This window comes from Sporosarcina sp. BI001-red, assembly GCF_003384035.1.
Lineage (GTDB): Bacteria > Bacillota > Bacilli > Bacillales_A > Planococcaceae > Sporosarcina.
In genome coordinates, this window is sequence record NZ_QQAK01000014.1 from 161781 (window position 1) to 177607 (window position 15827).

General features: G+C 45.6%; 17 protein-coding genes. 7 read left to right on the top strand and 10 right to left on the bottom strand.

Translation table 11 applies throughout. The features are described from left to right. Positions 1-89 precede the first annotated feature (89 nt). From DVB69_RS13910 to DVB69_RS13930, 5 genes are all read right to left on the bottom strand, one after another. Positions 90-917, bottom strand: coding sequence for an undecaprenyl-diphosphate phosphatase (locus DVB69_RS13910; RefSeq protein WP_116019709.1), 828 nt, complete (start codon positions 915-917; stop codon positions 90-92). A 6-nt stretch (positions 918-923) separates the two neighbouring features. Then, positions 924-1535, bottom strand: coding sequence for a DedA family protein (locus DVB69_RS13915; protein WP_116019710.1), 612 nt, complete (start codon positions 1533-1535; stop codon positions 924-926). Positions 1536-1927: 392 nt separating this feature from the next. Next, positions 1928-3541, bottom strand: a complete 1614-nt coding sequence (locus DVB69_RS13920; protein WP_116019711.1) for a long-chain fatty acid--CoA ligase — start codon at positions 3539-3541, stop codon at positions 1928-1930. A gap of 55 nt (positions 3542-3596) precedes the next feature. Continuing rightward, positions 3597-4745, bottom strand: a complete 1149-nt coding sequence (locus DVB69_RS13925) for an acyl-CoA dehydrogenase family protein (protein WP_116019712.1) — start codon at positions 4743-4745, stop codon at positions 3597-3599. 27 nt (positions 4746-4772) lie between these two features. Next, entirely contained in the window at positions 4773-5921 is a 1149-nt protein-coding gene (locus tag DVB69_RS13930) for a thiolase family protein (RefSeq protein ID WP_116019713.1), read from the bottom strand. Positions 5922-6120: 199 nt separating this feature from the next. Here DVB69_RS13930 and DVB69_RS13935 point away from each other — a divergent pair, with 199 nt between their 5' ends. The 6 genes from DVB69_RS13935 (at position 6121) to DVB69_RS13955 (ending at position 9909) form a co-directional block, all read left to right on the top strand. Beyond that, positions 6121-6468 carry a lmo0954 family membrane protein gene (locus tag DVB69_RS13935; RefSeq protein WP_116019714.1) on the top strand — a complete coding sequence of 116 codons (348 nt, stop codon included), beginning with the start codon at positions 6121-6123 and terminating at the stop codon, positions 6466-6468. A 12-nt stretch (positions 6469-6480) separates the two neighbouring features. Beyond that, positions 6481-7089, top strand: a complete 609-nt coding sequence (locus DVB69_RS13940; protein ID WP_116019715.1) for a PspA/IM30 family protein — start codon at positions 6481-6483, stop codon at positions 7087-7089. 92 nt (positions 7090-7181) lie between these two features. Then, positions 7182-7562, top strand: coding sequence for a hypothetical protein (locus DVB69_RS17470; protein ID WP_147300777.1), 381 nt, complete (start codon positions 7182-7184; stop codon positions 7560-7562). Continuing rightward, on the top strand, positions 7552-8253 hold the full coding sequence (liaF, locus tag DVB69_RS13945; protein ID WP_116019716.1) for a cell wall-active antibiotics response protein LiaF: 702 nt from the start codon (positions 7552-7554) through the stop codon (positions 8251-8253). The genes DVB69_RS17470 and liaF overlap by 11 nt, the downstream gene beginning before the upstream one ends. After that, positions 8250-9299, top strand: a complete 1050-nt coding sequence (locus DVB69_RS13950) for a sensor histidine kinase (RefSeq protein ID WP_116019717.1) — start codon at positions 8250-8252, stop codon at positions 9297-9299. Before liaF ends, DVB69_RS13950 begins: the two co-directional genes overlap by 4 nt. Next, a complete protein-coding gene (locus DVB69_RS13955) occupies positions 9274-9909 on the top strand; it encodes a response regulator (RefSeq protein ID WP_116019718.1) in 636 nt (211 codons plus the stop codon). Before DVB69_RS13950 ends, DVB69_RS13955 begins: the two co-directional genes overlap by 26 nt. A 53-nt stretch (positions 9910-9962) precedes the next feature. Here DVB69_RS13955 and DVB69_RS13960 read toward each other — a convergent pair whose 3' ends face one another. The 5 genes from DVB69_RS13960 to DVB69_RS13980 all read right to left on the bottom strand — a co-directional run bounded on the left by DVB69_RS13960 (position 9963) and on the right by DVB69_RS13980 (position 15477). Further along, a complete protein-coding gene (locus DVB69_RS13960; protein ID WP_116019719.1) occupies positions 9963-11861 on the bottom strand; it encodes a mechanosensitive ion channel in 1899 nt (632 codons plus the stop codon). A gap of 170 nt (positions 11862-12031) precedes the next feature. Then, a complete protein-coding gene (locus tag DVB69_RS13965) occupies positions 12032-12298 on the bottom strand; it encodes a hypothetical protein (protein ID WP_116019720.1) in 267 nt (88 codons plus the stop codon). Between the two features lie 125 nt (positions 12299-12423). Beyond that, entirely contained in the window at positions 12424-14631 is a 2208-nt protein-coding gene (locus tag DVB69_RS13970) for a sensor histidine kinase (RefSeq protein WP_116019721.1), read from the bottom strand. Then, entirely contained in the window at positions 14631-14810 is a 180-nt protein-coding gene (locus DVB69_RS13975; RefSeq protein ID WP_116019722.1) for a hypothetical protein, read from the bottom strand. The genes DVB69_RS13970 and DVB69_RS13975 overlap by 1 nt, the downstream gene beginning before the upstream one ends. After that, on the bottom strand, positions 14788-15477 hold the full coding sequence (locus DVB69_RS13980; RefSeq protein ID WP_116019723.1) for a response regulator transcription factor: 690 nt from the start codon (positions 15475-15477) through the stop codon (positions 14788-14790). The genes DVB69_RS13975 and DVB69_RS13980 overlap by 23 nt, the downstream gene beginning before the upstream one ends. Positions 15478-15621: 144 nt before the next feature. Here DVB69_RS13980 and DVB69_RS17725 point away from each other — a divergent pair, with 144 nt between their 5' ends. Then, complete coding sequence (locus tag DVB69_RS17725) at positions 15622-15792, top strand: hypothetical protein (RefSeq protein WP_199562870.1); 171 nt, start codon at positions 15622-15624, stop codon at positions 15790-15792. Positions 15793-15827: the final 35 nt, after the last annotated feature.

Here is a 15827-nt window from a genome sequence, read left to right on the forward strand (position 1 = left end):
TCTTTAATTCTATCAGTTTTCAGTCTAGTAAGAGAAATTAAATGCACGTATAAAAAAGAAGCACCCCGCTTTCTCTGCGGGAATGCTTCTTAGAAGAATACGATAATCGATAAAATAATCGCTAAGATAATGCGATAGATTGCAAATGGAACGAGTTTGATCTTTGAAATCAGTTTCAAGAAGAATCGGATTGACAGCAGCGAGAACACGAATGCGCTGAGGAATCCTACGATATAGAAGGAGATATGATCCATCGATAGGTACTCCCAGTTTTTCATGACCGAAACGAGACTAGCACCCATCATGATCGGTACCGCCATGATGAACGTAAAGTCCGCCGCGGTTCTGTGGTTCATTCCAAATAATACACCACCAGAAATGGTAGCACCCGAGCGTGAGAACCCTGGCCATAGTGACAGACATTGAACAAGTCCCACGGTGAATGCTTGACGGTATGTAATTTGGTCAAGTGTCGTTACACGCGGAGTCTTCGGTCCGAATCGATCCGCAACAATCATAAGAATCGCACCTGCTACAAGTGCGAAAATCACCGTTTCAACGCCAAACAAATAGTCGTCGATTAGATCCTTCAAGGCAAACCCGAGGACAACAGCTGGCAACATACCGACGATCACGTGAAGTAAGTTGAAACTTTGACTCGCCTTTTGACCCTCCACTTTATAGAGGCCGACTAAACTGAAAAGTCGCTTCCAGAACACGACAACAACGGCTAGTATCGAACCAAGCTGAATGACAATTTTAAATGTGATGGAAGGGTATTTCCCTAGAAATTCTTCACTTTTCAACCACATGTCATCGACGATAATTAAATGCCCTGTTGACGAAACAGGCGCAAACTCTGTCATTCCTTCAACAAACCCTAAGATGAGAGCTTTTAGAAATTCAAATAAATCCATAGATTGTTATACCTGCTTTCCGCGAAGTCTTACATACCACATGCATGCAGCCACTCCGCCAATTCCTATTAAAATATACACAACGTTTGAATAGATGTCCATATATCGGATGACCGATTCAAAGTGTTCCCCAAGCTTTACACCCATGAAAATGAGGATACTGTTCCAAACTAAACTTCCTAAAGCCGTGAGTATGATGAAAAGCGGGAAGTTCATCCCAGACATCCCTGCTGGTATCGATATAAGACTTCGAACAAGCGGGATTACCCTACAAATGAGCACCGTCCAGGGTCCATACTTACGAAACCATGCATCCGCCTTACGAATATCCTTCCGCTTCAGCCTGAGCCAACGCCCATACCGATCTGTGAGGCGTTCGAGTCTAGGAACATCGAGAAACATCCCGATACCATATAGAAACATGGCTCCAATTACGGATCCCGTCGTCGCCGCTGCAATCATCCAGCCCATTGATAAATCGTGTGAACTCACTAAAAATCCACTGAATGTCAAAATCAGTTCAGAAGGAATTGGCGGGAACAGATTTTCCACTAAAATGAGTGCAAGTACTCCATAATATCCATATTCCGCCAACAACTCCATGATCCATCCTTCCATCCACGCCCTCCCGTCGCTTGTGTTATTACTAAATTACACCTTAAGAGATGCTGTTGCTCATAAACCCCGAATTCTGATCATAACCCTCGCTTTCCGCTCATAAATCTCAAAAATTGATCATAATTCTCGCATTCCGCTCATAAATCCTGAATTCTGATCATAACCCTCGCATTCCGCTCATAAATCTCAAAAATTGATCATAACCCACGCGTTCCGCTCATAAATCCTGAATTCTGATCATAACTCTCTAACCGAGCTCGTCATAAAGACGACATCCCAAGCTACAAGTTTCGCTCAATCTCTACTACTTTACGAAACAAGCTTCCATTCTATGACTTCTGCATAACAAAACCCGCCCAGCACATTCCGCCAGACGGGCTTCCCTAATCTACTTACTTTGATTCAACCAGTTGTTTGCGCAACTCGGCTTTCAAGAACTTCCCCACAGAGGTTTTCGGAATCTCTTCCATAAAGATGATATCGTCCGGAACCCACCATTTCGCAAACTGTCCTTCCATGTACTCGAGAAGTTCAGCCTTCATCGTTTCATTCGCTTCTTGTCCTTCCGCTAATACGACGCAGCCAAGAGGGCGTTCCTGCCATTTCTCATGTGGCACTGCAATTACCGCAGCCTCGAACACAGCGTCATGTGACATAAGCGCATTTTCCAAGTCGACAGACGATATCCACTCGCCGCCACTTTTGATCAAATCCTTCGTCCGATCCGTTAGTTTCAAGTAGCCAAATTCTGTCATGACCGCAATATCGCCAGTATACAACCAGCCGTCCCGGAACGCTTCAGACGTCCGCTCATCCTTATAGTATTCATCCGCAATCCAGGGTCCTCGAACTGCGAGCTCTCCCATTGTCTTGCCATCCCACGGAACTTCTCCATTTTCGTTGACGATTTTCACGTCTAGTCCAGGCATCACAAGCCCTTGTAGCGCACGAATGTCAATTTTTTCGTCCATCGTGACGTCATCCATTCCAGACGTCAACACCGACAAACTGACAAGTGGCGATGTTTCCGTCATCCCGTATCCGATAATGAACGGAACCTGATAGCGTTCTTCGAATGCGCGAATCAATCCCTTAGGCGAAGCCGATCCACCACAGACAACGGCGCGTAACGAAGACAAATCACGTGGTTTGGCGTCTTGTGCCTTCAATACAGCTAGCCAAATGGTTGGCACCCCAGCCGTCAGTGTCACGTTTTCTTGTTCAATCAAATCCAGCAAGAGATCTGGAATGATCCCTGGTCCTGGGAGTACCTGTGTGGACCCGAAGAACACCGCAGCAAACGGCAGACCCCATGCATTGACATGGAACATTGGTACGACCGGCATGATGACATCCCGCTCATGCAACCCCATTGCATCTGCTAGTCCGAGCGCGTAACTATGAAGCACAATCCCGCGGTGCGTGTAGACGACGCCTTTCGGATTCCCTGTCGTCGCAGACGTATAACACATGCCAGCAGGCGTGTTTTCATCCAAATCCTCAGGGAACTCAAAAGCATCAGATGCATCGTCAAGAAGCGCTTCGTACGCATAGACATTCGGCAAGCTCGTCTCTGGTATTTCTTTACTGTCACCCATAATGATATAATGTTTCACCGTTTTCAAAAGTGGTGCCAACTTCTCAAGATGAGGGAACAAATTGTCGTCCACTAAGAGAATTTCGTCTTCCGCATGGTTGATGACATACGCAATGTGCTCAGGGGACAAACGGATATTGACCATATGCAAAATCGCACCTGTACAAGGTACGCCAAAATAAGCTTCTAAATGACGATGATGGTTCCAACCGAACGTTGCCACTTTCGTTCCATGCTGCATTCCTAGTTTCGTCAGCGCATCTGCAAGCTTCCGCGTCCGTTTCGCAAACTCACGGTACGGGATGCGGTGAATCGTATCTGCTGCGGTACGTGAAATGATAAGTTTCTCTGGGAAAAACTGTTCAGCGCGTCGGATGAACGACGTTAAATTGAGTGGTGTTTGCATCATAATGGCCATCTCCCTTTGTCCTTTAAATTGGTCACGCGTATGTCTGTTAACTGAATTAAAGTCCGAGATTTTTAGCAATGATCACTTTCATGATTTCGTTCGTTCCTGCGTAAATCGACGTCACAGGAATATCGCGATAGCGTCGGGCAATTTTATACTCTTCCATATACCCGTAGCCGCCGTACAACTTCATGCACTCTGTTGCAATTTCCCGTGCACTTTCCGTAATCCAGTACTTCGCCATCGATACTTTCGTTACGACGTCTGCACCTCTCATGTGTTCTTCAATTAACGATTCCAAAAACGTCTTTCCAAGTTCAACTTTAGTTGCGACTTCAGCTAACTTGAATTGTGTATTTTGAAATGATCCGATGGGCTTCCCAAATGCATGCCGTTCCTTCACATACTTAAGCGTCATCTCCAGCATATCTTCTGAAGCCGTTTGCGCGGATAGTGCGACTAGGAGCCGTTCTTGCTGCAACTTTTGCATTAAATAATGAAATCCTTTATTCTCTTCACCAATCAGATTTGCAACAGGAACTTTACAATCTTCAAAATAGAGCTCTCCAGTATCCTGGGAATGCATCCCGACTTTGTCTAGCTTGCGTCCCTTTGTAAATCCTTCCGTGCCTTCTTCAATGAGCAGCAGACTAATTCCGCGATGTCTTGGTTCCGCGTTGGCGTCCGTTTTCACAACCGTCAAAAACAGATTGCCATTCACTCCATTTGTAATGAAGGTTTTTTGACCGTTGACAATGTAACAGTCACCTTCCCTACGCGCGCTCGTCTGGACGTTCGCCAAATCTGACCCCGTACCTGGTTCGGTCATTGCTACTCCTGTGATGAAGTCCGCCGTCATGCAACCTGGAAGATATCGCTCCTTCTGCTCGTTTGTCCCGTACGATTCAATATATGGAACGACGATATCATTATGCAAACCAATTCCTGTCAGACCTGCACCGACCCGTTCCATCTCCTCCCCAATAATGACTGCGTAGCTGAAATCCAGTCCCAATCCGCCATATTGCTCGTCAACTTGTGGACAAAGAAACCCCATTGCACCAAGCTTCCTCCAAAATGATTTTGGCACAAGACGCTGTTGTTCCCAGTCGTCATAAAATGGCACTGCTTCCTTTGCCAAAAACTTTCGAAGCGTCTTTCTGAATAAAACATGTTCTTCCGTCTCAAAACGATATCGCTTCATTTAAATTGACCTCCCTTTTCATTGGGATCAAATCATTTCAATAATCGTCGCGTTGGCCATACCCATTCCCTCACAAATCGCGAGTAACCCAAAACGACCACCAGAGTGTTTTAATTCGTGCATGAGCGATACAAGCAGTTTCGTCCCCGTTGCACCGAGCGGATGGCCGAGTGCAATCGCACCGCCATTCACATTCAACTTTGCAGGATCCGCACCTGTTTCCACCAGCCATGCAAGCGGAACAGGGGCAAATGCTTCATTTACTTCATACAGATCGATGTCGGCAATCGTCAATCCCGCTTTCCTCAATACTTGATGGGTCGCTTCAATCGGTCCCGTAAGCATGAGTGTCGGATCTGAACCGACTACTGTACGCGCGACTATCCGCGCAATCGGCTTAACGCCAAGCGCATCGGCTTTCTCTCGACTCATGAGCAACACCGCGGATGCTCCATCACTCATTTGACTCGCATTTCCAGCTGTAATGACGCCTTGTTCATCAAATACCGTTTTCAATCCAGCCAGTGCTTCTAAAGTCGACTCAGGTCGAGGTCCCTCATCTATAGAAAATAGTTTCGAATTTCCTTCTTGGTCCATCACAGAAACGGGTACAATTTCTTCATCAAAACGTCCTCCGTCAATCGCCTGCATCGCTTTCTGGTGGCTGTCATATGCAAACTGATCGAGCGTTTCTCGCGATAACTTCCATTTTGAAGCAATCCGTTCAGCAGACAGGCCTTGATTGATGATTTCATACTGTGACATCAATTTGCCGCTAGGCTTTGCGACATGCATATTGGAGAACATCGGTTCACGCGTCATACTTTCCACTCCACCTGCAATCACGACGTCCATATCTCCACTTGCAATCGCCTGTGAAGCGAAGTGTACTGCTTGTTGACTCGATCCACATTGACGGTCAATCGTCACCCCTGGAACAGTCACCGGAAACCCACCAATAAGCGCAGCTGTACGCGCAATATTGCCACCTTGTTCACCTGACTGTGTGACACAACCAAGGATAACATCGTTCGTTTCTTCCTTCGAAACTCCTGCGCGTTCCATGAGTTCATCCAATACAAGCGCCGCTAGCTCATCAGGTCGCGTGTTGGCAAGACTCCCCTTCCTTCTTCCTACTGGTGTCCTTACGCCTGCTACGATTACAGTCTCCCTCATTACGACACTTCCTTCACATTAGAATAGTCCTAGTTTTCTAATAACTATACCAATCATTGAAAGCGGTTTCAATCTTTGTTTCAGAGTCTTATTTGGATCTCCGCCTAAAGTATGAGAAGAATCTCCACACCAAGCCGGTTTGGATAAATCCCATTCCGTCTTATCATTAAGGTACAAACGAAGGGAGGCACCACAAATCATGAAAAAGTTTCTACTCATTGTCTTCGGAATCATCGCAGCAATCGTAGCAGTCGCCAATATCGGGTCTATCGTAGCACTTGCTCTTTCAGCTGCTGCTGCAATATTCGGTTGGCACCACTTCCGGAAAAGCGACTCAACAATTGGTCGTATTCTGTGGGGGCTCATCATGTTAGTCGGAGTCCTAACAGGAATTTCAAACATCCCTGCATTCATCGGACTTCTTGCTGCAGCCGGAGCTTACTATGCATGGCGAAACTGGAAACTGAACAAACAAACTAACAGCAATGTAATCGATGCAGATCCGTTTGCAAAGTTTGAAAAACAATGGAACGAATTTACTAAATAAGGAGGGCTTATGATGAACGAACTATGGTATAAATTTAAATTCGCCGTACAAGACGATATTGAACAAATTACAGCAAAACGCAAGACACAAAATGCCGCAGATGTGTTAAATGAAACCATCAAAGAAGCCGAGCAACATACGAAAGCAGTCGGAAAACTTTTGGAACGCCAACGGATTTTACGCGATGAAGTCACAAAGGAGCTACTTGAAACAGAACAGCTCACCGAGAAACGGACAGAGCAACTATCTCTAGCTGAAGCAACAGGAGACGAAGCGCTTATCAACTACGCAAAAGACGAGGCGGAGGCATATAGTCAACGCCGTGACGAATTGCGTTCTCTTGAAGTGGATACAACGGAGTCTATGATTGCGTTGGAACGACGTTTTGAAAGCATGAAACACAAAGTAAAAGACATGCAAGTCCGCCGTTTGAAGTTAATGGGTGAAGAAAACGCAAAACGAGCAAACAGTCGGATGGATCGCATCTTCTCTGCAGATCTTGAGCCTTCATCTGACGAACCCGCGAATGGTGCTTTCGCCAAAGACGGAGACATCGCGTCCATGCGACGCCGTCTTGATGATTTAACGGCAGAAGAAGCAACCATCGAGAAAATCGTGTAAACTGGAAAGACAGCAACGAGCTGTCCGGGTGATCAGGGATATCCTTGGCCTCCCGGCAGTTCTTTTTACTGAAATCAGGTTTGAGAGCAAGCTTGCTCTGCGGAACGGCCGGGTTCCCTCGCAGAACGAGCGGGTTTCCTCGCGAAACGAGCGGGTTTCCTCGCGGAACGAGCGGGTTCCCTCGCGCAACGAGCGGGTTCCTTCGCGAAACGGGCGGGTTCCTTCGCGGAACGAGCGGGTTCCCTCGCGAAACGAGCGGGTTCCCTCGCAGAACGAGCGGGTTCCCTCGCGGAACGAGCGGGTTCCCTGTCGGAACGAGCGGGGTTCCCTCGCGCAACGGGCGGGTTCCTTCGCGAAACGAGCGGGTTCCCCCTCGAAACGAGCGGGTTCCCTCGCGCAACGAGCGGGTTCCCCTCCTTCATCCCCAGTACAGTACTGACATCGAGAAAGGAGTGTTGCAGAATGAAGCGTAGCAAAACAGAACGAACAACATTGTGGGTCATGGCGTTTGCGCTTATCGTATTTGTTGAAGCTGGATTGTTTGGAAACGGCAACGTCATCTTCTTCTTTCTCGGTGCCATTTCCATGTACTTTGGCATTCAGCGTCGCTCGAAATGGCTGGTCATAACAGGTGTCATATTTATCGTAATCGCCTTGCTCTCATTGTGGAGTCTACGTTTACTCATTTTTGGTCTATTGCTGTATTTGGTCTTCCGTTTATGGAAAGGGACACCTGCCGAAGAAATCATGCGTCCCCTGAAAGAAATGAAGCGGGAAACACAAAATGGTATTTGGAAAGATCGACTTTTTTCCAGCCAGTCGACCCCATTCACTTCCTATGAATGGCAAGACGTGCACGTACAAGGAATCGTAGGCGACCTCTATATCGATGTGACAGACACGGTGTTGCCAAAGCAGACCTCCTTCATCTCCATCCGGCAAGGATTCGGACGAGTGAAAATCGAATTACCGTACGATCTGCCTGTACGAATCCATTGCTCTGCATTGTTCGGTGAATGTCGCCTGTTCGACTTAACCCCGAGGCGCTTATTGAACGAATCCATTCATATGAAAGATGGATACGATCGATCGATTGGTGAAGAAGCAGAACTTATCATCTCACTATCCGTCCGATTCGGGGATGTCGAGGTGATTCGAAAATGACCGGTCTCTTTTGGCGTGGGATTCTACTATCTACACTATTTATCGTAGTTTGTGCCGGCGGGGTTTATTACATCGTTGAGTATCCTCCATCTTTCGAATGGCAATACCTGTACAACCAAAACCTTCTCGATGTACCTATCGGAGTGTGGTTACTAGTTATCCCAATTACTCTCGGCTGGTTGTTTTCATTCTGGATATACAGTATCGCGCGCTCGAAGGAGAAGACTATTGAACGCACACTTAACCAGCTCGCTGAAGACGGAACCACCCCTTCAAATAAAAGCATCTCCCGGAAAATGAATCGTACAATCGCATCTGTGTCCGATGTCTTGGAGACTCAAAAAAGAAGTTTGCAACGCATTACAGACCAACGTGCAGAGGATCAGGACCAGATCATTCAAGAACGGCTGATAGAAGATCGACAACGTCTCGCACGCGAACTTCATGACTCCGTCTCCCAACAATTATTTGCAGCATCTATGCTACTATCTGCACTCACAGAGCAACCTGAAGAAACTGCTCTTAAAAAACCACTGCTCCAAGTGGAGCGGATGGTACAACAAGCACAACTCGAAATGCGCGCATTGCTGCTTCATTTGCGCCCTGCAGTCCTCAATAGCAAAACCTTAAAAGAAGGACTGGAGGAATTGCTCACGGAACTACGGGAAAAAGTGACGTTCGTCATTCGATTCAGACTTGAAGACGTTCCCCTTTCAAAAGGTGCAGAGGATCATTTATTCCGCATCGCGCAAGAAACGCTGTCGAACACCCTTCGCCATGCACAGGCAACGGAAGTCGACGTCGTATTCATCGAACGAGATGGTTTGTCGATTTTTCGCGTACAAGATAATGGCGTTGGGTTTAGTGATTCTGGCGGAAAAGGCGGCTCGTATGGCCTTCAAAACGTCAAAGAGCGTGCAGTGGAAATTGGTGGCGTGTGCAAAATTGTATCCGTCCCTTCACAAGGAACTATTGTCGAAGTGAAATTACCAATTCGGACAGAAGAGGAGGAGGGAGCACATGATACGAATACTACTCGCAGATGATCATGAAATGGTTCGCATTGGTGTATCTGCTTATCTAGGGACGCAACCAGATATGGAAGTCGTTGGCGAAGCGGTCAACGGTGGGGAAGCGGTTGAAAAAGCAATTGAATTGAGGCCAGACATCATTTTAATGGACATGGTCATGCCGATCATGACCGGTGCAGAAGCAACAAAGGCAATCATTCAGCAATGGCCGGAAGCAAAAATCATCGTCGTCACAAGTTTCTTGGATGATGACAAAGTCTATCCAGCACTTGAAGCGGGCGCAGCCAGTTATATTTTAAAAACGTCGAATGCTAAGCGAATTGCTCAAGCCATCCGAGATACCGTCCAAGGTCAAACTGTACTTGAACCGGAAGTGACGGTCAAAATGATGAAAAAAATGCGGAGTGGCGGTTCAGAACAACCACTGCACGAAGAGTTAACGCAGCGCGAACTCGAAATCTTGTTGCTCCTTGCTCAAGGGAAGTCCAATCAGGAAATCGCGGATGACCTATTCATTTCCTTGAAAACCGTTAAGACACACGTCAGTAATGTACTTTCAAAACTCGAAGTCCAAGACCGTACGCAAGCGGTCATTTATGCATTTCATCATAAGTTAGTCCAGTAAAAAACGCGCAGCCAGGATTATCCCCGACTGCGCGTTTTTCATGTAATTAATGATTAAAGATCATCTTTAGGCTTCTGGTTGTTCCATTGTTCGTGAGCTTCTTTGTTAAATCGGCTAGGCTGATTGTGGTCACCATATGGATATTCTTCGTCTGGTTCCACTTCGTTATACCCTGTATCAACATTATCTTCCGTGAACGCGATTGAATCGTTCCCTCCGAAGTTCTCAGCTGGGGGGACGTCATTCACGTCAGAATGTGCAGATCCTCTTAAGCCCGCTTCTGGATCTCCAGGAATATGGTCAGAAGGAGGAACTGGTGGAGCTTGCTCCGTTGCTTGTTTCATATGTTCCTTTTCATGTTCCACCTGAGCCTTTGTAACAGCCATGCCGTCTTTCGCTTGTTGTTTGGCTTGCTCTGCATGGTGTTTCATTTCCTCTTTTTGTTGCTCCCAACTTTCTTTGGAAACCTCGACATCTTGCAAGCTGGACTCCATTTTAGACAAGTAACGAGACGCATGATCACGACCTCCGAGTCCGAATGCAAGACCGAACGCAAGTGCAACACCACCTAAGATGAGGATGAATGCAGCGTTGATGATCGCTGGTGCAATTCCAAGCTGACTAAGCGCCATGAAGAACGCAAACGCTAAAATCGCGTATTTTGCAACATAGCGAAGAATGTGCGGATTTCCTTGCTTCGTTTGCATGACACTTCCGATGAACTTCTCAGCAAGGTTCCCGAGCCAGAATCCGACTGCAAGAATCAGTACTGCAGCAAGTACCATTGGCAAGTAAGCGAAAATCGCAGTAGCTAGTGTCACCATGAACGCAAGTTGTACAATTTGAAGCGCTTCTACAACAAATAACAATATGACGACAATTTGTACTATCGTCCCGATGACAGAAGATACCGTGAAACTACCTGGACGAGTAGATGACTTCACGCCCATCTTGTTGGATATGGCGTCCACGCCAAGATTTGCGAGTAACGTTTCCACGACTCCTTTAACCCACTTCGCCACATACACACCCACGAGAATCAAGGCAATCGCGACGATGATTTTAGGAAGCATGACCATGATGTCATTCAGCATGACGATGGCGGGCTGGGATATCCCTTCTAAATCCAATACTTCAAGTGCTGAAATAATGACAGGGATTAAAATCAGAACGAACACGATAGTTCCAATCACTTTTGAAATGCTTGTCCCTTTAACAGCAGACGATACTTTCAATTTTTCCGCAACTTTGTCTGTCCCGATCGATTCGAGCAGTTTCGTCACAATCATTCGGACAATTTTAGCGAGAACAATACCTACTACTAATATGAGTATCGCCCCAACGAGCTTAGGGATGAATGCGACAAAACCAGTTAACAAGTTTTCAAACGGACCACTCACTCCGGTTAATCCGAGCGCATTCAGTACCGCTGGGATGAACAACAGTAAAATCAAGTAGAAAGCAACGTTCGCAGCCGTCGAAATCCATTGAGCTTTGTCGACAGACTCTGCAGATCCACCTACTTTAGAAACATATTTGTGCACATTCACTTTGTGTCCCGCAGACAGGATCAGTTTTTTTACGACAGTGGCAAGTACCCAAGCAAGAAGAAGGATAAGGCCTGCTTTCAAAATTCCAATTACCGCACCACTAAGTCCTGCAAATACATCCAGGAACGGTGAAGAAACGGTATTAAGGTTCATCATATTAAAGAAGATGAGAATGGTAAACAGTAATATACCGAAGAAAACAATCGTGCCCGCAATTCGATCGGCACTCCACTTTTCGTGTTGCATGTTCAACTTTTCATTCATACGACCTTTTTTCATGGCTTTGACAACTATGCCTCCGGCGACTTTAGCAAGAATAAAACCGATGATAAGTACGATAATGCCGAGCAGCAGGTCAGGTAGCCAGCTAAAAAGATTTGAATAATATGGGTCTCTGAACATTAAGATCCTCCATTCTAGTAGATAGTCTAGTAACCTATTCCTATAAATGGCGGTTACTAAACCTGCCGACTATTAAATCCTAAGAGAGAAAGTGCAGGTTCATCCCAACTTGAGACTAAACCGTTCACCGATCACACAAAAAAACCAGTCGACTGGATACGTCAACTGATTTATGTGTTACGTTTGGATTCGTTCCACTCCGTGTGAGCTTTTTCGTTATGAGTACGCTCTGAAATCTTCTCTTCATTTTCTTTAAATACAGAAGGAACTTGCTCCCCCATTTTGTCTGGCTCGTTTTCTAGATACTCATGGGTGAAGTTAGAATCGGCAGGGTCGGACAATGGCAACTCATCAGCTGGTCCCGCAGGTTTCCCTTGCTTCGGCACTTTGGGTTCTAAGTCTTCCTTGTTTGGATATTTTCCGTCTTTAATGGTCATTCCAATCTCCCCCTCCGTATTACATTTCAATAGACTGCTCTTCTTATTCCCCTATACAATTCCCTATATTCTAAAAGTTAAACGTAAAAAGAGACTAAAGGAACTTCTCCCTCAGTCTCTCACGGTCAAACCAACGGTACACGAACCGTCACTTTAAACAAATCGCCATCTACGTCAATTGCCATCGTGCCCCCGTGCATGTCAACAATTGATTGTGCAATTGCAAGGCCTAGACCAGATCCATCCGTATGACGGGATGCATCTCCTCGTTTGAACCGTTCATACAACTCATCCACATTTTCATTGAGCTCATACGCGGTAATATTTTTAACGACTAATTCTGCCATACCGCCGACTTCACGCAACGTTACAAATACTCGTGTGCCCGGTAGCGAATACTTCAATGCGTTGCCAATCAAGTTATCAAGCATCCTCCACCAGCGTTGTCCATCAAGAACTGCAGGCATAGGCTCCTCAGGTACCGATACTCTAAAATCAAGTGGGATATCCGCCATCTTTTCTGCATGTTCTCCAATTGCTTGTTGTACCAACTGCGTGAGATCGACTCGTTGTTTATACAGTTCCATCGTTCCACTCGACATCTTAGAGACTTCGAACAAGTCTTCAATCAGCGTCTTCAAACGCTGCGATTTCCGGTCCAGCACATCTACATATTGCGCACGCACTTCATCGGATAAATTCGGGTTTTTCAATAAATCCGTGTACGTAATGATTGAAGTGAGTGGTGTCCGTAAATCATGGCTTACATTTGTGATCAATTCCGTTTTCAATCGCTCACTTTTAGCCTGGCTACTCACTGATTGCTCCACACCTTCACGGAGATTGTTCAAATTGACGGCATGTTTAGCGAACGGTGAATGTCCGATTACTTTAATGTCGCTGTTCAGTCTTCCTGCTGCCATATCTTCTGTCGCCTTGAAGATTCTGTTTAAGTACCCCATACGACGCATGTAGATGAACAAGATTGGTAAACCAATGAATAGTACGCAAAACACATAAATCACGAACAGGACTCCAGCAACCGCCGCTCCTGCAAATCCAACCCCCGCAAGGAAAAACCCAATAAGTAAAATGAAGGTCTGGATTGCGATGGATCTGTTTAAGAACACATCTCTCGCACTGGCCACAAGCTGCATAGTGTAACTATCTTGAAGATCTTTTTCAAATATCCCTTGCTGCTGATACCGTGTTTTAGCATTTCCTATTTGGAACGTAAGACATGCGATGATCACTGCACCTATAACGAACTTGAACACAGCATCCCTAATGCTGAATGCATAGTCTCCGCCGGCCATGAAGGATACATTCCGTGCATAATCCATCAAATTCAACAGCAGAATGAGAAAAACTCCAACCTTCAGATCAATTCTGAACAGATCATACCATTTGGTAAATGGAAGATCGATGAACCACGTCCATTTGAATTTCCAAACCGTGAAGAGTGCAATAAGTGCGGCAATACCTAAAATTCCCGACATAACGAGAATGATTTTCTTGGATTGGTATCTCTTTGCTTCCTCATATAACACTCCACCTTTTTTGAAAGCAGATGAAGGAACGGCAACAGTACCTTCGTACATCACAGTTGGCTGATCGATTGCTTGTAAGTCATCACTTGAAAGCGTCACACCTACCGAGCTATCCCTATCTTCTCTTGTTTCTCCGTAATAATTGATGTCGTTTGATGAAGCATCCATGCCAGTAATCTTCAAATAACCTTTTTGTGAAGTGAAGTTGCGCTCATATCCGACGGAACCGTTCACATTCCAGTTATTATGGGGTTCCCCACCGCCAACGGGCTTGAGTTCATATGACAATGGAATTTCCATCATAGCTTTGTTGCGTTCATAGTTATGGACTAGTCTCCCTAGCTGTCGCTTCTTTTCGCTTAAAATTTTCTTTTCAACATAGGCGTCGTCCTCAAAGTTCTTTTGGATATCCTTGATTTTCTTATCACGTTCATCAATAATCGCCTGTTTGACTGTCGCATCCGATTCCGCTTTTTTAATTCGGTCTTCATATTGCATCTTGATGTTATTAATCTGGTCAGCCAAGCTTCCATAATGCGTCTTGTACTCTTCAATTTCAGAAGGTGTGACAGTCAACTTCCCCTCTGCTTCTTCCAGATCAATTGGGTTCAAGATTGTTCGACCGAGCTCCTCGTAAATATCATTTAGGCGATTTTGAAACTGTTCGGATTGAGGATAACTTTTCAAGACTAATTCAGGCCCGCGGCTAGTTACTGTCACGATCCCGCTAATCGCAATCGCCACTAGTAGTGCCCATATCATTATCGATGTGTAACGTTTCATCACACGGTGCCTCCTTTTATAATTTGGATGAAGTACGTTACTGTTCGGGTGGTCCGGGCGATACCGTCACTTGCAAGATCGGTAATATGCGGGAAGCAATAGACGATACTCCCAAGTGCTATGACAATCGAAACAATTGACCAAAGTAGCGCAACATTATTTTTCGATTTTGTACCCAACGCCCCACACCACCTTTAGATACCTTGGATTTTTCGGATCGGCTTCAATCTTTTCACGGATTTTACGGATATGAACCGCTACAATGTTTTCCGCATTGTAAGCCTCTTCATTCCATACACGCTCATAGATTTCATTGATGGAAAACACTCTTCCAGGATGTTTCATAAGTAACTCAGTTATCTTGAATTCGGTTGGCGTCAATTTGACCGGCATGCCTTCGAGAGTAACTGTTTTTGCTTCTTCGTCCATCACCAATCCATCGATTTCAAGCGTCGTTCCACCATCATACGTACCGAGCTGAACATAGCGTCGCAATTGTGATTTCACACGCGCCATCAGTTCCATCGGCTGGAACGGTTTCGACACATAATCATCTGCACCGACGGAAAGTCCATGGATTTTATCCGACTCTTCGACTTTCGCACTGAGCATAATGATTGGAACGTTTTGCGCTTCGCGAATTTTGAAAGTCGCGGTGATTCCGTCCATGTTAGGCATCATAATGTCGAGAATGAGTAAGTGGACTTCTTCTTTGCTGAGTAAATCCAACGCTTCCCGTCCATCTGCTGCTTTTAGAACACGGTATCCTTCGTTTTTCAAATAGATCTCTATACCATCACGGATTTCTTTGTCGTCATCCGCCACTAAAATCGTCATTGCCGTCATGTCCGCACCTCTTTCTTGCTCTATGGTTTTATTGTAACAGGGACTTCTTAACATTTGAGAAGGGAAAGTATGAAGAAATTCTTAAGATGTGTTCGGGGATGATTCTTTTGAGGATGCACATACTTTTCATTGGAGGTGAGTTCATTGGATAAAGAGGAGCAACGTAAACAAAAAGCCAAGCAGCTGGGACGAGAAGAGTACGGACAAGGTATGGATTTGAGTCCCGATGATTTTGACGTGATTGGACAGAATGATGCAGAGAAGAAAAAGAAAAAAGCAGCAGGCAAAACGAACGGACAGAATGAAGAAAAATAAATGATATAAAATGAATCCCCCGTCATCTAATTAGA